This window comes from Rhizobium rhododendri (assembly GCF_007000325.2).
Taxonomy (GTDB): Bacteria; Pseudomonadota; Alphaproteobacteria; order Rhizobiales; family Rhizobiaceae; genus Rhizobium; species Rhizobium rhododendri.
In genome coordinates, this window is sequence record NZ_CP117268.1 from 214,585 (window position 1) to 231,410 (window position 16,826).

At 62.7% G+C, this 16,826-nt stretch carries 15 protein-coding genes; 4 read left to right on the forward strand and 11 right to left on the reverse strand.

The genetic code is table 11. The features are described 5' to 3' along the window. Positions 1-13 precede the first annotated feature (13 nt). Genes hemN through PR018_RS18790 form a run of 4 tightly spaced genes read right to left on the reverse strand, consistent with a single transcriptional unit; the run spans position 14 to position 4,247 of the window. Positions 14-1,357: an oxygen-independent coproporphyrinogen III oxidase gene (hemN, locus tag PR018_RS18775; RefSeq protein ID WP_142830953.1), complete on the reverse strand. Its 1,344-nt coding sequence runs from the start codon at positions 1,355-1,357 to the stop codon at positions 14-16. Continuing rightward, positions 1,354-1,494: a cytochrome bd-I oxidase subunit CydX gene (cydX, locus tag PR018_RS18780; RefSeq protein WP_142830954.1), complete on the reverse strand. Its 141-nt coding sequence runs from the start codon at positions 1,492-1,494 to the stop codon at positions 1,354-1,356. The genes hemN and cydX overlap by 4 nt, the downstream gene beginning before the upstream one ends. A 12-nt stretch (positions 1,495-1,506) precedes the next feature. Further along, positions 1,507-2,655, reverse strand: coding sequence for a cytochrome d ubiquinol oxidase subunit II (gene cydB, locus PR018_RS18785; protein WP_142830955.1), 1,149 nt, complete (start codon positions 2,653-2,655; stop codon positions 1,507-1,509). A gap of 23 nt (positions 2,656-2,678) precedes the next feature. Then, a complete protein-coding gene (locus tag PR018_RS18790) occupies positions 2,679-4,247 on the reverse strand; it encodes a cytochrome ubiquinol oxidase subunit I (RefSeq protein ID WP_142830956.1) in 1,569 nt (522 codons plus the stop codon). A 181-nt stretch (positions 4,248-4,428) separates the two neighbouring features. Between PR018_RS18790 and cydD the strand changes: the two genes are divergently transcribed. From cydD to PR018_RS18805, 3 genes are all read left to right on the forward strand, one after another. Then, positions 4,429-6,180, forward strand: coding sequence for a thiol reductant ABC exporter subunit CydD (cydD, locus tag PR018_RS18795; RefSeq protein WP_142830957.1), 1,752 nt, complete (start codon positions 4,429-4,431; stop codon positions 6,178-6,180). Next, the gene (cydC, locus tag PR018_RS18800) at positions 6,177-7,910 is read left to right on the forward strand and encodes a thiol reductant ABC exporter subunit CydC (RefSeq protein ID WP_142830958.1); all 1,734 of its coding nucleotides are present in this window, start codon (positions 6,177-6,179) and stop codon (positions 7,908-7,910) included. The genes cydD and cydC overlap by 4 nt, the downstream gene beginning before the upstream one ends. 194 nt (positions 7,911-8,104) lie before the next feature. Next, on the forward strand, positions 8,105-8,869 hold the full coding sequence (locus PR018_RS18805; protein WP_153816487.1) for a hypothetical protein: 765 nt from the start codon (positions 8,105-8,107) through the stop codon (positions 8,867-8,869). A gap of 118 nt (positions 8,870-8,987) precedes the next feature. Here PR018_RS18805 and PR018_RS18810 read toward each other — a convergent pair whose 3' ends face one another. The 7 genes from PR018_RS18810 to PR018_RS18840 all read right to left on the reverse strand — a co-directional run bounded on the left by PR018_RS18810 (position 8,988) and on the right by PR018_RS18840 (position 15,734). Continuing rightward, on the reverse strand, positions 8,988-9,734 hold the full coding sequence (locus tag PR018_RS18810) for an SDR family oxidoreductase (RefSeq protein ID WP_142831009.1): 747 nt from the start codon (positions 9,732-9,734) through the stop codon (positions 8,988-8,990). A 43-nt stretch (positions 9,735-9,777) separates the two neighbouring features. Further along, entirely contained in the window at positions 9,778-10,116 is a 339-nt protein-coding gene (locus tag PR018_RS18815) for a hypothetical protein (protein WP_142830959.1), read from the reverse strand. A gap of 91 nt (positions 10,117-10,207) precedes the next feature. Further along, positions 10,208-11,305: an ABC transporter substrate-binding protein gene (locus PR018_RS18820; protein WP_142830960.1), complete on the reverse strand. Its 1,098-nt coding sequence runs from the start codon at positions 11,303-11,305 to the stop codon at positions 10,208-10,210. A 51-nt stretch (positions 11,306-11,356) separates the two neighbouring features. Then, positions 11,357-12,397 carry an ABC transporter permease gene (locus PR018_RS18825; RefSeq protein ID WP_142830961.1) on the reverse strand — a complete coding sequence of 347 codons (1,041 nt, stop codon included), beginning with the start codon at positions 12,395-12,397 and terminating at the stop codon, positions 11,357-11,359. Positions 12,398-12,415: 18 nt separating this feature from the next. Continuing rightward, positions 12,416-13,912 carry a sugar ABC transporter ATP-binding protein gene (locus tag PR018_RS18830; protein WP_142830962.1) on the reverse strand — a complete coding sequence of 499 codons (1,497 nt, stop codon included), beginning with the start codon at positions 13,910-13,912 and terminating at the stop codon, positions 12,416-12,418. Between the two features lie 111 nt (positions 13,913-14,023). Further along, positions 14,024-14,920, reverse strand: a complete 897-nt coding sequence (locus PR018_RS18835; protein WP_142830963.1) for an NAD(P)-dependent oxidoreductase — start codon at positions 14,918-14,920, stop codon at positions 14,024-14,026. 49 nt (positions 14,921-14,969) lie between these two features. Continuing rightward, complete coding sequence (locus PR018_RS18840) at positions 14,970-15,734, reverse strand: SDR family oxidoreductase (RefSeq protein ID WP_142830964.1); 765 nt, start codon at positions 15,732-15,734, stop codon at positions 14,970-14,972. 133 nt (positions 15,735-15,867) lie between these two features. Here PR018_RS18840 and PR018_RS18845 point away from each other — a divergent pair, with 133 nt between their 5' ends. Further along, a complete protein-coding gene (locus PR018_RS18845) occupies positions 15,868-16,809 on the forward strand; it encodes a 2-hydroxyacid dehydrogenase (RefSeq protein ID WP_142830965.1) in 942 nt (313 codons plus the stop codon). The last annotated feature ends 17 nt before the right edge of the window (positions 16,810-16,826 follow it).

A 16,826-nucleotide genomic window follows, 5' to 3' on the forward strand; every position in this document is an offset into this window, starting at 1 on the left:
CTGTGCCCGGACCTCAGACTGCAAGACTGAAGCGGCCGGTCGTGTCCCATCGGTGGCGGTCGAAGATCGCTGCCGCGACACGAACGACAGCGCGTCCTGCTGCGGTCATTGCCACAACACCCTCCTGCACAACGACCAGTCCGTCGTCGATCATTGGCTGAAGTGCGGTGAATTCGTCCGCGAAATCCTTTCCGCCAGCGACCTTGCCAAGGTCGACGCGAAAATTGCACATCAGGGATTCGATGATTTTCGCCCGTACCTGGTCATCGGTGTCCATCAGGCAGCCACGGATGCTGGCCAGCTTTTTCTCTCCCACCGTTCGACAATAGCGCGGATTGTCCGCCATGTTCTGGACGTATCCATCCGGAAGCCTCGATATCGCCGAGGCGCCGAAGCCGAGAAGCATCGGGCAGTCGTCATCGGTATAGCCCTGGAAGTTGCGGTGCAGCCGCTGCCCGTGGGACGCGATGGCAAGGCTGTCATCCGGCCTGGCGAAATGGTCGAGCCCGACTGCCTCATAGCCATGCCGCAGGAGTTCCGAGAAGACGGTTGCCGCTTGCTCGATGCGCTCGGCCGAAGTGGGGAGGGCGCTGCCGTCTATCTGGCGCTGGTTGGCCCGGCGGTCCGGCATATGGGCGTAACCATAGCATGCGATGCGATCCGGACGCAGTTCGGCGACTGCCTGACAGGTCTGCGTCAAAGAGGATACCGTCTGCTTTGGGAGGCCGTAGATAAGGTCGAAATTCAGTCGGTCGATTCCAGCGGTCCGCAGATGGGCGACGGCGGACTGCACGGTTTCGATCGGCTGGATGCGCCCGATCGCGGCCTGCACCTGCGGGGCGGTGTCCTGGACACCGAGGCTGGCCCTGTTGATGCCCATCGCACGAAGGTCGGCAGCCAGCGCTTGGTCGACATAGCGTGGGTCGAGTTCGATCGCGTGTTCGCCGGCCTTTTCGAATGTGAAGTGGCTGTGCAGGACGTCCAGCACGGATTTCATGCCGGATGCACCGAGAATGCTCGGTGTGCCGCCGCCCCAGTGCAACCGGACAACATTGGATCTGCCGCCGAGATGACCGGCGACCGTCTCGATTTCCGTCTCCAGCGCCCGCCTGTAGGCGTCGATGACATCCTCGCGGCGGGTAAGCTTGGTATGGCAGCCGCAATAGAAACAAAGCTCGCGGCAATAGGGGACGTGCAGGTAGACGGATACTCGTTGACCGGCACCCACGCGCCCGAGCCAGCGGGCGTGGTGATCCGGAGTGACGGCCGCTGAAAATTCCGCAGCCGTCGGGTAGGATGTATAGCGCGGCACGGCAAGGGCTGCATAGCGCCGTACGATATCGTCGCCGCTGCTCATTTCCCGTCGCGGTCCCGGTCAGGTTTGGCGGGGACAAGCGCGAGCTGACGATCCTCGCGCATCTCGAACCACATTGCATTGAGGATCGCGAAGGAACAGGCCAGCCCGACGCCGAGGATCCAGGTGAAATACCACATATCGTTGTCTCCTTAGTAGGCGTTGGGGTTGCGGCCGAGCGAGGCTGTCGTCACCGTGCCACGCATGACGCGGAAGACGAAGCCCGTGTAGATGAGAATGATCGGCAGGAAGATAATCGTGGCGATCAGCATGATGAACAGCGTCAGGTGGCTCGACGATGCATCCCAGACCGTCAGGCTGGCTGCCGGATGGATGGAGCTTGGCAGCAGGAAGGGAAAAAGCGACAGGCCGGCCGTCGAAATGATGCCGACGATGGCGATTGTCGTGCCCAGCAATGCTGTTTTCAAGGCTCCACCGGAAAGGCAGACGAGTGCCAGCAGGGAGCCGAGGAAGCCAAGGGCGGGGGCCGCAATCATCCAGGGATGAGTGCCGTAGTTGCTGAGCCAGCCGCCCGAGACGAGGACGACCGTCTTCGACAGCGGATTGGAAGGGCCAAGCGCATCCTGGACGCTGGATACGACATAGCCATCCATACCAATGCCAACCCAGAGACCGCCCATAGCAAACAGCACAATGCTTGCCAGCGCAGCCGCACGACCATAGAGGCGCGCCCGCTCTGCAACCTGGCCCTCTGTCCTCAGCGTGATGAGCGCTGCGCCATGGGCAACCAGCATGGAGACACTAAGCAGGCCAGCGAGCAGCGCGAAGGGACGCAGCAGCCCGAAGAAGTTGCCGGTGTAGCTGGCGCGCAGGGTTCCGTCGAGGTCGAAGGGGACGCCGAGCAGGACATTGCCTACGGCCACGCCGAAGATCAGCGCCGGCACAAAGCCGCCGATGAACAGAGCCCAGTCCCAGGTTGCCCGCCATGTCGGATCTTTCATCTTGCCGCGGAACTTGAAGGCGACCGGACGCAGGATGAGTGCCAGAAGAATAGCGATCATGGCGAGATAGAAGCCGGAGAAGGAGACGGCATAGAGGGCCGGCCAGGCGGCGAAGATGGCGCCGCCACCCAGCACCAACCAGACCTGGTTGCCTTCCCAGGTCGGGCCGAGAAGGTTGATGACGACGCGCCGCTCTTCGTCCGTGCGAGCAACGAAGGGGAGCAGGGCGCCGACGCCGAGATCGTTGCCGCCCATGATGGCAAAGCCCATCAACAGGATGCCGAGCAGGGCCCACCAGATCATTCGCAGTATTTCATAGTCGAGGGGAATCGTGTTCATCATCGTTCTCTCTGCGCTTGAGGTTAGGCGGCCGCGCTTTTAGGCATCTGAATTGGTTCGGCGGATCCGTCGAGCATGGCGTAGTCCCCGGGGCCGACCTTGATGGTCTTCAGCATCAGAATGATCATGACGACCAGAAGGGCGGTATAGAGGACCAGGAAGAAGCCGAGGCTGATCAGCATGTCGATCACGCTGAGACCCGAGGCGGCATAGAATGTCGGCAGCACACCCTCGATAGCCCAGGGCTGACGGCCATATTCCGCCACCAGCCAGCCGGATTCGATGGCGAGCCACGGGACCGGCATGCTCCAGAGCGCTATCCTGAGCAGCGTCCTGTTGTTTCCAAGCTTGTGGAGGCTGCTGAGCACAAAAGCGGTGGCGAAGAACACGATCATGTAGAGGCCGAGCGCCACCATGATGCGGAACGTCCAGAACAGCGTGCCGACGTCGGGGATGGTATCGCGGGCGGCCTGGTCGATCTCATCGGGCGTGGCGTTGACGATGTCCTCGCGGTAGCGTTTGAGCAGCAGGGCATAGCCGAGATCCGGCCAGTTCTTGGCAAAGGCTGCCCGTGCGGCCTGGTCCTTCGGATCCTTGCGGATCGCGTCGAGATCGGCGGACGCCAGCAGGCCGTTGCGGATACGCTCTTTGGCATGGTCGACCAGCGGCAGGATGCCCTGGACTTCGGTATTGAGGCTACGCGTCGTCATGAGCCCCAGCACCCAGGGGATCTTGACCTCGAAGCGGTTGCCGTCCTTGCCGGGTATCGCGAACAGGGTGAGGCCGGCCGGTGCAGGCTCGGTGTGCCACATCGCCTCGATGGCGGCGATCTTCATCTTCTGGTGTTCTGTGGCGACATAGCCGCTTTCGTCACCGAGCACGACGACCGATAAGGCCGAGGCGATGCCGAAGCTGGCGGCGACGGCCATGGAGCGCTTGGCAAGGTCGAGGTGGCGGCCGCGCAGCATGAACCAGGCGCTGACAGCCATGACGAACATGGCCCCCGTGGTATAGCCGGCACTGACGGTATGAACGAATTTTGCCTGTGCCACCGGATTGAACAGCACGGCGGCGAAATCGGACACTTCCATGCGCATCGTGTCTGGATTGAAGGTGGAGCCGACCGGGTTCTGCATCCAGCCGTTGGCGATCAGGATCCACAGGGCCGAGAAATTGGCGCCGAGCGCGACCAGCCAGGTGACGACCAGATGGCCGGCCTTCGGCAGACGGTCCCAGCCGAAGAAGAAGAGGCCGATAAAGGTTGCCTCCAGGAAGAAGGCCATCAGCCCCTCGATGGCAAGCGGCGCACCGAAGACGTCGCCGACATAATGGCTGTAATAGCTCCAGTTCATGCCGAACTGGAACTCCATGACTATGCCTGTCGCGACGCCCATTGCAAAGTTGATGCCGAACAGGGTGCCCCAGAAGAGCGTCATGCGCCGCCAGACTTCACGGCCGGTCATCACGTAGACGCTTTCCATGATCGCCATGAGGAAGGACAGTCCCAGCGTCAGCGGGACAAAGAGAAAATGGTAAAGTGCGGTCGCCGCAAATTGCAGGCGTGCCAAATCCACAACGGTGAAGTCGATCATGCGCGCGTTCCTATCAGTGTGCCGGCCGGATGCCGGGCCTGCAGGTTGCTACGCCCAGCCCCGAGGACACGCATTGATTTATGTCAATGCCTCCCCCCGGCGGCTCGGGCACTGACTGTGACAGTGAAAACGGCATGGCCTTCGCAGGATAGAGAGCCTGCTGCGGCGGTTGAGGGCAGCGATGACGGCAGAACACGGTATCAATCAAAGACAGTGGTTATCCCGGCTTCAGCGGCATGGCGGCAAGGCCATGGTGGTTGCCTGTGCCCTGCCGATGTTATCCGGGATGCTGCTGGTGGGGCAGGCCCTGCTGCTTTCCGAGATCCTCGGTCGGGTCATCGTGTCGCGGCAGTCTGTCACGGAGGTGCTTCCGGCTGTCGGCTTGTTCATCGGCATCTTCATCGCGCGGATCGGGCTGGGGCTCGGCGCCGAGAGCGCCGGTATCGTCGCCGCCGAACGTATCAAGCTGTATCTGCGCCGACTGCTGCATCGCCACATCTTCGATCAGCGGCCGGACTGGATGGCGCTGCGCTCCTCGGGTGCACTCAGTTCCGCAGTCATCGACCAGACGGATGCGCTGGATGGCTATTTCGCCCGATTTGTCCCGGCGATGATCCAGGCGGCTGTGCTGCCCATCGTCTTTGCCATGGCCGTCATGCCGGTCGACTGGATCGTGGCACTGTTGTTCCTGCTGACTGCGCCGCTCATTCCCATCTTCATGGCACTGGTCGGATGGGGCGCGCAGGCAGCCACCGATGCCCAGGCGCAGGCGATGTCCCGCCTGTCCGGCTTCTTCGCCGACCGTTTGCGCGGTATCGTGACGCTCAAACTGTTCGGCCGGGCCGAGAGTGAGACGACGAAGGTGCTGGATGCTAGCCATGACCTGCGGCTGCGGACCTTGCGCGTGCTGCGCATCGCGTTCCTTTCGTCGGCTGTGCTGGAATTCTTTGCGGCGCTCGGCGTCGCAGGCGTCGCCCTCTATGTCGGCCTCAGCTATCTCGGCTTCGTCCATATCAGGGTGTCGCCTTTTACGCTGCAGGCAGGTTTGTTCTGTCTGCTGATGGCGCCCGAGGTCTATCAGCCGCTGCGGCTGCTCGCTGCCCACTATCACGACCGGCAATCCGCCAAGGCGGCCATCGTCGAGATCGCCGCGCTGTTTGGCGATCTCCCGGAAAACGGCGTCGAAACATCCAGCCGGCCGGCCTCGATGCCGCTGACGGGAGGGGCGATCGCTGTTGCCGCTTCCCATCTCGGGCTTGCCACCCCGGACGGCGGGCGGCGGCTGCTTGAAAATGCCACCCTGTCCCTTGCTGCCGGCAGCCATGCGGCGCTCCTCGGCGAGAGCGGCATCGGAAAGTCGACGTTACTGGAAGCCATTGTCGGGCTCAGGGCCTTCGAGGGACGCATCTGTCTTGAAGGACATGAGCTACAGTCTATTGACCCCGCCGGGCTGCGCAATGCGGTGGCCTTCCTTGGCCAGCGGCCTATGCTGTTTGCGGGGACAATCGCCGATAACATTCGTTTCGGCGCGCGACTGGCAAGCGAAAGCGATCTTTCCCGCGCGGCAGAACTCGCGGGCGTCCTTGGATTCACCAACGCCCTGCCCGACGGGCTCAATACGGCAATCGGCGCGGGCGGGCGGGGCGTGTCCGGCGGCGAGGCGCAGCGGATCGCTCTGGCAAGGATTTTCCTGCGCGACCCCGGCCTGATTGTTCTCGACGAGCCGACGGCGCATCTCGACCGCGAAACCGAGAGCCGCGTTCTCGATGCGCTGCAGGTCTTTGCACGCGGTCGAACCCTGCTGGTCGCCACCCATTCGCTCGCCGTGGCCGAGCGCTTCTTCCATGTATTCCGCGTCGCCGGCGGCGATATCGTGCCGGTCGTAAAGCCAAGGCCGAAGGTATTGCTCGCGTTTGAGGAGAATGCCGCATGATAGCCCTCATGTCCTTCCTGCCGCTGTTTCGCACCCGGGCACTGCGGTTCGGCCTCGCCTTCGGCCTTGGTGCGCTGACGCTCGTTGCCGGCATGGCACTGCTTGGCGTTTCCGGATGGTTCCTGACTGCGGCTGCCCTGACGACCGCAGCTGCGAGTTTCAACCTGTTCGGGCCGTCGTCGCTGATCCGCGGCTTTTCATTGATCCGCATCGGCGCCCGCTATGGAGAAAAGCTCGTCGGTCACGATGCAACGCTGTGGCTGCTTGCCGATCTCCGGGGTTGGCTGTTTTCGCGGCTGATACCCCGTATGCCGCTCAAGGACACCGGTATCAGCCACGGCGACCTCGTCAGCCGGCTGACGGCCGACATCGATACGCTCGACACGGCGTTTCTGGTGGCCATTGGCCCGATGCTGACGGCGCTGGTGCTCGGGGCGACGATGAGTGCGATCCTCGGCTGGTACATACCCGCGGGGGCAGTGGTCTATGCGGTGACGCTTGCAACTGCGACCCTGGCGGTGCCCGCCGTCCTCGTTGGAGCGACGCTGGCGCAGGGGCGGTCCGTGATCGCGGCATCGGCTGCAGTCCGCAGCGCCGCCCTGCAAAGCATGGACGGGCTGGCGGACTTCATCGTCTTCGACCAGATCGCCATGGCAGAGAAGCAGTTCGACGATGCCGCGAACGCCGTGGGATCGGCGCGGCGGCGTCTCGCGTTACGGGGAAGCATTGCCAGCGCCATGGTCCAGCTTCTGGCCGGCACGGCGCTGGTCGGCGTGCTGTGGTTCGGCATCCAGAGCTTTCAGCGTGGCGATATCGGCGGCCCGCTGCTGGTCGGTCTGCTGCTGGCGACGCTTGCAAGCTTCGAGGCGACCGGTGCAATCGTTCGCAGCGTCTCGCGCCTGAGCTCCTCTATTGCTGCGGCCGAACAGATACGGGCAGTCGCCGACAGCCCGCCTGCGGTGGTTGATCCCGGGCGACCGGTGGCAATGCCGGAAGGCAACGACATCGCCTTCCACGGCGTGCGTTTCGGGCATCATGCCGACAGGACGATCCTGGTGGATGTCAGTTTTAAGGTCGCCACAGGGTCCCGCGTCGTGATCCTCGGTGCCAGCGGCTCCGGCAAGTCGACGTTGATGGCGCTGCTGCTTCGCCTCTTCGATCCGCAGGCTGGCACGATCACACTCGGCGATGTCGATCTTCGTTGGCTGAGGCAGGACGAACTGCATCGGCGCATCGCGCTTCTGACCCAGGATACGCAAGTCTTCATGGGAAGCCTGCGAGACAATCTGCTGATGGGCGATCCCGGCGCAAGCAGCGAGCGTCTCTGGCACATGCTCGACGCGGTCCGCCTCGGCGACGTCGTCCGGCGGCTGCCAGACCAGCTGGATGGCTATGTCGGCGAAAAGGGCTGGACACTGTCCGCCGGACAGGCGCGTCGCCTGTGTCTTGCGCGCGCGCTTCTCTCGAAAGCTCAAATCCTCGTTTTGGACGAACCGACGTCCAATCTCGATCCGGAGACAGAGCGCGCGTTTTTCGAGGATCTCTGCAATCTGGCGACAGGAAAAACGGTCATCCTTGCCACGCACGCAAAGCCGCCGTCGGGCGTCTTCGACCAGTGCTACGTTATGACGGAGGGAAAGATGGCGGTATCTGGGGCAACCGCCACAGAGGAGCCGCGAGGGCCAAGTGTTGAGAACGTCCCACTCTGGAGCGTTCCGAAGGACTGTTAATGCTGAGTTCACCATGATCGACTGAAGCGCTCTCAGGTCCATAAGAGAGTGAAACATTAGTAATGCATAACACGTTTACATTGTGACGGATCGATAGCACCCGCTATCAGTCCGTTTCAACAGGAAGCGCGCGCTCCTCGACCTAGTCCCGCCAGTGACATCAGTCACGGGCTAAACCAACGAGGATGATAATCATGCAGAATCTCAGAAAGAGCATTTCGCTTGCCGTTCTTCTATCTGCGGCAACTGTGGTATCCGTACAGGCCCAACAGGGCGGCTCCAACCGCGGAGGCCTTGGCCTGGGCGGCGGGGTATCACTCGGCGGAGGTCGTGGACTGGGCGTCGGCGTGGGCGCTTCCGTCGGCGGCATTAATGCCGGCGTCGGTGCGAACGTCGGCGGCTCCACCGGTGTGAATGCCGGTGTCGGCGCAAATGTAGGCGGTTCCAATGGTGTTAATGCCGGAGCCGGAGCATCGATCGGTGGTGCGCAAGGCGTGAACGCGGGAGCAACTGCCTCGATTGGTGGGTCAAGCGGTGTCAATGCTGGTGTCGGTGCGTCGGTTGGAGGCGGCAATGGCGTCAGCGCGGGTGTCGGAGCGTCAATTGGTGGATCCGGCGGCGGCGGCAATGGATCCACTGGCGGCGGCGGCAACGGATCCACCGGCGGCGGCAATGGATCCACCGGCGGCGGCGGCAACGGATCCACCGGCGGTGGCAGCACCGGATCCATCGGCGGCGGCAACACCAGCGGGACTGGTCTTGGATCTGGCAACAATGCAGGTGTAGGCTCGGGTCTGGGCGGTCGGGCGGCAACCCGACGCGCTGCTATCGCGTACCAGGGGATGTCGCCCACTCAGCAGAAGCTCGTCCTCACCCGCTGCAAGACCTTCGGAGCCGGAAATGCCGATCCCGGTCTGGCTGCTCTCTGCAAGCTCCTGAAGCAAATCGCCGCGCGCTAGGTCTCCCGAGATTACCAACCTAAAACACGATGGCGCCCTGTGTGAAAACATGGCGCCATCTTTTTTGCTGGCAGTCGTATCCCGTCACCATCGACCCAGGTGCGGAGGGTTCCGAGCCTTATCCCCGCCCTATGAACGGCATGCTCGAGGCCATGATGGTGATGAACTGGACGTTGGCGGCGAGGCTCATTTTCGCCATATTGAGGACGGTGGCACCCACGGTTGCGACGTCCATGGTGGGTTCGACAGCAATCGTGCCATCCGCCTGTGGCACGCCCTTGGCCATGCGCGTCGTCATATCCGTGGCGGCGTTGCCGATATCGATCTGCGAGGCAACGATGTTGTGGATGCGCCCGTCGAGGCTGATCGATTTGGTGAGGCCGGTCACAGCGTGCTTGGAGGCCGTATAGGGTGCTGAGCCTGGCCGCGGCGTGTGGGCCGAGATCGAGCCGTTGTTGATGATGCGTCCGCCCCGTGGCGTCTGGTCGCGCATCATGCGGTAGGCCCGGTTGGCACAGAGAAACATTCCGTTGATGTTGACGGAAATGACGGCTTGCCATTGCTCGAACGTCACGTCGCCGAAATTCGTCGTGGGCGCACCCACGCCGGCATTGTTGAACAGCACGTCCAGCCGCCCTGCCTTAGCCTCCAGTTCGGCAAAGAGCGCGTCGACCGACGCCGGGTCGGTGACATCTGTCGGAACGATCAACGGTATGCCCGCCATGGCCAGAGAGGCTGTTTCTTCCAGCGGCTCCGCACGGCGACCGGCGAGCGCAACGACGTAGCCATCCCCCAGGAGCGCCAGCGCTACCGCTCTTCCGATGCCTGAACCTGCGCCCGTGACAACTGCAACCCGGCCATCCATCATGCTTTCATCCTGTAAACGATGCGGTATGTGTCATGTTAGCTCAAAGGCTCGCCGGCGCATAATCGTTTGCGGTAAACAGGTGGTGGTGTACCCGGCCTGTGAACATCTTCAGAAGTTCGCCACTGACCTCGCGGCTTTGGTAGCGGACATCCGAGCGAAGTGCGGCATCAACGGCATCCATGTCGGGGTAGCGAACTGCAAGGGCCATTGCATAGACCGGCGCCCCTTCATCGCGATCGAAGCCATCGAGGACGCGAACTTCCTTGGCGCCCGGGAATTGCGTCCAGAGCGGCACCAGTTTTTCTTTCACGAAGGCACGGAATTCGGCCTCCTTGCCGGCATGGATTTCGCCTTCGAACAAAGCATATCGAACGATCATCGACTTTTCCAAATTGGTTGATGTGAGGGCGCGGCTCCGTCTGTGCCCGGAGCGCGGGGCGCAGGCATCGGCCGCGCCCCGCACGGCGACGTTATTTGCCCCAGATTGCCTTGTAGTGATCCCGATAGCCGTTGTCGGGATCGAAGCTGTTCTTCGGGCCTCCGTCGAATTCGACATTGGCTGTCGTGACCACATGCAGCGGCGAAACATAGCCGGACCATGCGACCCCGGCGAAGGCGCGGTTTAGTTCGTCGACCAGTTGCCATCCCTGCAGGGTGAGCGGCTCGGCCACCGTGACTGCCTGGTATTGCTTGGCGCGAATGCGCTGGTAGGCGCTTTCCGAGCCGTCGCCGGCGGCGACATTCACCGGCTTGCCGTCTCCCTCGATGCCGGCCGATGCCAGCGAGGGACCCATGAAGTCGAAATAAAGGTCATTGATCGCCAGCGAATGCGTCCACTTCTCCCCGTATTTCTGCAGCAGCGATGTCGTCAGCTGCGGCATGCGTTGCGAGGTTTCGGCGATCGGCGTATCGACATATTCGAGCACGGTGCCGCCGAGGCTCTCGATTTCCTTCTTCATCCGGTCGGCCTTGGCGATGGCAATCGCATAGGTGCTGTCCGTGAAGATGACGACGCCGGGCTTGCCGCCTGCATCGACGAATGCCCAGTCGGCCGCAGCCTTGGAGACCTCCATGGCGTCGGTGGTGACATTGGCGAACACGCCGACTTCCGGGACGGGACCGACATTCGATGCCGCATGCCAGGAGACCATCGGAATGCCGGCAGCCTTTGCCTGCTCCATCGCCGGCTTCTGCTCGATAGCGTCGAAACCGTCGATGATGATGCCATCCGGCTTCAGCGCCATCGCCTGGCCGAAGGCTGCCGTCCGGCCGCCGATCGAGCCGGCGCCGTCGAGCGCGGTCACTTTCCAGCCGAGCGATCCTGCCGCCTCCTGGACGCCGTTGACGACGCCGAGAATGCCGCCGTTCTTCATGTCGCCGGCAAGGATGACGATCGACTTGCCGGCTGCGCCCTTGGGCCCGGTGGTCGGGCCATCCCATGCACTCGCCTTGGATGCATATTTGTCGACGACCGCTTTCGCATCGGACATAGGGTCGGCAAGCGCCGGCAGGCTGGTCATCAGGGCAAGCGCTGCGACCGTCGCCTGCAACATCGTTCTACGCTTCATGTTCACTCCTCCATTTTGGTTTTGATGTACCGGTGTTGATCCCGGCGTAGTCTACTTGGGCGCGGGCGTGATCCTCCTCACGGCGCCGCGCTTGCGCTGGGCGTAACCGGCTATGCCGATGGCAATAAGCAGGGTGACCCCGTTGAAGAGCGGCTCGATGAAGAAGGAGCCGCCGAATTGCTGGATGCCGGAAATCCCGACCGCCAGGATGATGACGCCGATGAGCGTCCCCCAGACGTTGACGCGTCCGGGCTTGATCGTCGTCGAGCCGAGGAAGGCGCCGACGAGGGCCGGCAGCAGATATTCGAGCCCGACGCTCGCCTGGCCGATGCGCAGCTTCGAGGCCAGAAGTACGCCGGTGAGCGCCGCCAACAGTCCCGACGTCACGAAGGCACCGATCACGAACTTGCGCACCGGAATGCCATTGAGGGCTGCGGCCTTCGGGTTGGCACCGATTGCGTAGAGATATCGCCCGACCGGCAGGTATTCGAGCACGACCCACATGCAGATGGCGATGCCGAGGACGTAAAAGCCAGTGATCGGCAGGCCGAACAGCATCGTTCCGTTCAGTGCATAAAAGCCGTGCGGCAGGACGCCGACAACCTGGCGGCCGCCGGTGTGCCAAAGCGCCAGCGCGTAGAGGACGGTGCCTGTTCCGAGCGTCGCGATAAAGCTGTCGATCTTGGCGACCTCCACCAGCAGTCCGTTCAGGAAGCCCGTGATGGTGCCGAGCGCCAGCACGATGAGGACGGCCACTGGCCAGGGAAGGCCGTAGGCGGTCTGCAGACTGATGGCAAGGATGTGCCAGAGCACGATGCCGTAACCGACGGTCAGGTCTATGCGGCCCGACGCCATCGGGATCATCGCGGCCAGCGACAGCAGCGCGATGATCGCCTTGTCCGACACGATGGAGCGAACGTTGAGAAGTGTCGGGAAAGTCGCCGGCAGCAGCAGCGAGAACAGCAGGATCAGCACGACGGTCAGGATTACCAGTCCGTAGACGGGGATAAGCCGGCCGATCTTCTGGCTGGTCGACAATCCCGCCATTTCGCCCTTAGTCGGCTCCAGCGCGGTTGATTCAATGGATTGCATGGCTTTCCTCCTGAATGTTCATGCGGCTTCGGACGCGGACGCAGCTGTGATGACCGCTTCCGTCGTCAGCGCATTGCCGGCCAGTTCGCTGACGATCCTGCCGCGCGAAAAGACAAGGGCTCTGTGGCAGATGTGGGCGATTTCCTCGAAATCGGTGGAAACGACGACGACGGCAAGCCCGGCATCCAGCGCCTGGGTGATAAGGCGGTAGATATCGGCACGGGCGCCGACATCGACACCAGCGGTCGGATCCTCGGCAACCAGCAACTTACGCCCGGTCGCCAGCCAGCGGGCGACGACGACCTTCTGCTGATTGCCGCCGGATAGAGCTTCGACAGGCAAGTCGGGATCGTTGGGTCGCAGGCCGACGGAACGACCGATGGCCGAGGCAAGATCGGCTTCGCGTCGGGGGGAGAGAAAGGACCGCAATCCCCGGCCGGATGCACCGGGATTGAGGTAGGTGTTTTCGCGCACCGATAACGGCATGGCGACCGATTCCTCCGTCCGGTCGCGGGCGATCAGGCCGATTCCGGATGCCATGGCGCTTCGGGGGCTCGACAGGTCGGGTGTCTGGTCATGCAGCAGCACGCTGCCGGCAAAACCCTCGCAGCCAAACAGCGCGCGGCCGATCAACTCCTGTCCGGCGCCCCGCAATCCCACCAGCCCGAGCAATTCGCCCTCACGGATATCGAAAGAGACCGGGCTGGTGCCGGCGCAGGCGAGGTCGCGGACCTTGACGATCGCCTTGCCGGCGACGGCCGGCTTTTTGGCAAACAGGTCGTGATTGGCGCGGCCGATGATCATCGTTACGAGCTCGTCGGGCGTCGTGTCGGCGACAGCCTTCTGGCCGACCATCTTGCCATCTCGAAGGACGGCGACGCGGTCGGCAATGCGGAAAATCTCGTCCAGCCGGTGCGAGACGTAGATCATCCCGACGCCGCGCTCCTTGAGGGGCCTGATGGCGTCGAACAGCCGCTCGACCTCGTCTGCCGGCAGGCTTGCCGTGGGTTCGTCGAGCACAAGGACGTCGGCTTCGACGGCAAGGGCGCGGGCAATCGCCACGAGGGACTTCTCCGTCCTGCTGAGGGACGAGACCCGGGTCGTCGGATCGAAGTGGCAGCCCACCAGTTTCAGCGCATCCTCGGCGCGCGCCTGCGTCCGCTTCCAGTCGATCACGCCGCGACGCATGGAGAACCCTTGCGCCAGGCCCATGTTCTCGCCGACCGTCATCCACTCGATCAAGCCGAGATCCTGGTGGATGAAGGCGACCGGCTGGCGTTGGTTGGGCCGCGACGGACGGTGATGATAGCTTTCGCCACGAAAGAGGATGTCGCCGGTATCGGGCTTGTAGATGCCGGCGAGCGTCTTGATCAGCGTCGACTTGCCGGCGCCGTTTTCGCCCAGCAGGGCCAGGATCTCGCCTTCGCGCAAATCGAAGGAGACGTCACAGAGCGCTTGGGTTCCGCCAAACGTCTTGGTGATCGTCTGGAACTCCAGTAGTTTTTTCGCTTCCACCGATGCTCCTCCCAAAGCCACGCGTATGCAGAGTTTTATGTTATCGATAACATCGATAACCGGTCAAGCGAAAATCCGTTCTCGACGGAAAACGTCCTGCGGCGTGGAAATTTACGGTGCGGCGGAGAAGCCGTCGAGCAGGCGGATCATCTCTGCGGAGTCGCGGCTGCCGAGACCGGCGGCACACAGCAGCCGGTGAATCTCCACCACAGCGCCCGTCATCGGAAGGGGTGTTTTCGTCTTCAGTGCGAAGGCCTGCAGCGAATCCAGGTCTTTCAACATATTGTCGATCCGCCCGGTCGGCGAGAAATCCCGCTGGGCAAACTTGCCCATGAATTCCTGCAGAATGCGGCTGTCCGCCCTGCCGCCTGCCAACGCCGCAGGGATTGCCGCCGGATCGACTCCGCCGGCTTCGGCGAGCTTCACAGCCTCCGCGACGGCCTGGAAAAGCACTGCGCAGAAGAGCTGGTTAATGAGCTTCGTTGTCTGGCCGGCTCCTGATCCGCCCATCAGCGTATAGTTGGCAGCCAGATGCTGCATGACGACGCGGGCCCGCTCGAAATCGGTCTCGCTGCCGCCCGCCATGATCGTCAGCCGTCCCGATAGCGCGCCCGGCACCCCCCCGGACAGCGGGCAGTCCACCCAGCCCATGCCTGTCTCATCTCGCAGTCGGGTTGCTATCGAGGTCGTCTCGGCGGGGTCGATGGACGACATGTCGATCACCAGTTTGTCGGCACTGGCGGCAGCAGCCACGCCGTCCTCGCCGAACACGACGGACCGCACGATGTCGGCGTGGTTGAGGCTGAGAATGCAGAATGCGCTCGTCTCGACGGCGGCCCGGACAGACTTTGCGGGAGTTGCGCCCTTGTCTGCGAGGGCCGCGACTTTATCAGGATTGAGATCGAAAGCAGATGTCGCATGGCCCGTCTCGAGCAGGCGGGTGGCGATCGCCGTTCCCATGATGCCGGCGCCGATCACTGCAACGCTTGCCCTGTCACTATCCATCATGTCCTCCTTTGCAATCCAACGTCGTTGCCTCTACAGGCGATACCTCACCTCAAAGGCAAGTGGTGATGCCGCCATCGACATAGAGCGTGTGGCCGTTGACGAAGGAAGAGCTTTTGCCGGACAGGAACACGGCAGCGCCGATCAGTTCCTCGACATCGCCCCAGCGTCCGGCCGGCGTGCGCTTTTCGAGCCACGATGTGAACTCCGGATTGTCGACCAGCGCCTGGTTCAGCGGTGTCTTGAAGTAGCCGGGGGCAATGGCGTTGATCTGCAGGCCGTGCTTTGCCCAGTCGGCGCACATCCCTCTCGTCAGGTTGCGCACGGCGCCCTTGGTTGCGGTGTAGGGCGCGATACCGGGCCTTGCCAGCTCGCTCTGGACCGAAGCGATGTTGATGATCTTGCCCTCTTTGCGCGCGATCATGCCCTTGGCGACCGCCTGGCCCACGTAGAAGACGCTGGAAATGTTTGTTGCCAGCAAAAGCTCCCACTTGTCGGCCGGAAACTCTTCCAGTGGCGAGCGAAACTGCATCCCGGCGTTGTTGATGAGGATGTCGATGGCGCCGATGCCAGCCTCGATTTCCGCAACGCCCTGATCCGTCGCATCCTTTTTGGTGACGTCGAAGACGGATGCATGGGCAACAAAGCCCTTTGCCCTCAGAGTTTCGACGGCGGCAGCCACTGCCGATGAAGTCCGGCCGTTGATCACCACCTCCGCGCCATAGCTCGCGAGGCCCTCGGCCAGGGCGTATCCGATGCCTTGGCTGGACCCGGTAATCAGCGCGCGCCGGCCGGTCAGATCGAACAGGTTCCTCATCTCGTCTCCTTCAATTCTTGCGGTCATCTGGAAATGTTTAGCATCGACAGGGCAGAAATCATCCCTTGACATGACCAACCGAACTATATGTTATCGATAACATAATCAATCGACAATTCACGGGAGACAAGACATGCCGAAGGCAGATATCCTGATGACCGGCGTGTATCCGGATTGGGACATGACGGCGCTGGAGGAAAATTATGTCGTCCATCGGCTGTGGGAGGCCGAAGACAGGCAGGCCCTGCTGAAGGCTGTCGGCAAGGACATTCGTGCCATCGCCACCAAGGGCGAGCTTGGCGCCTCCGCCGAACTCATGGCGGCGTTGCCGAACCTCGAGATCGTGTCGTGCTACGGCGTCGGCACCGACGCCATCGATCTTTCCTATGCCCGCGACCGCGGCATTCGCGTCACCAATACGCCCGATGTTCTCACCGATGACGTCGCCGATATTGCCATTGGATTGCTGCTGGCCGCAGCCAGGCGCATCGCGCAAGCAGATGTGTTCGTGCGCGCCGGAGACTGGCGCAACGGCGCGATGCCTTTGGTGACGCGGGTGTCGGGCAAGAAGCTCGGTCTCGTCGGCATGGGGCGCATCGGCCAGGCCATCGCCCGGCGCGGCGCGGCCTTCGGCTGCGATATCGCATACTTTTCCCGCAACCAACGCCCGGACGTTGCCTTCGCGTTCGAACCGGACCTGATCGCGCTGGCGAAATGGGCCGATTTCCTGGTGGTCATCGTTCCCGGTGGGGAGGCTACCCGAAATCTGGTCGATGGCGCGGTGCTGGCAGCCCTCGGAGCTCAAGGGATACTTGTTAATGTCTCAAGGGGTTCCACCGTCGATGAGGCGGCCTTGATTGCTGCCTTGCAGGAAAAAACCATCCAGGCCGCGGGCCTCGATGTGTTCTGGAACGAGCCCAACATCGACGCGCGTTTCATGACGCTCGACAATATCGTCCTGCATCCGCATCATGGGTCCGGGACGGTGGAAACGCGGCAGGCGATGGGCCAACTCGTTCGCGACAATCTCGCGGCGCATTTCTCCGGCGCAACACTGCTCACCCCGGTTGTTTGAGGCCTACTCCATTGTTT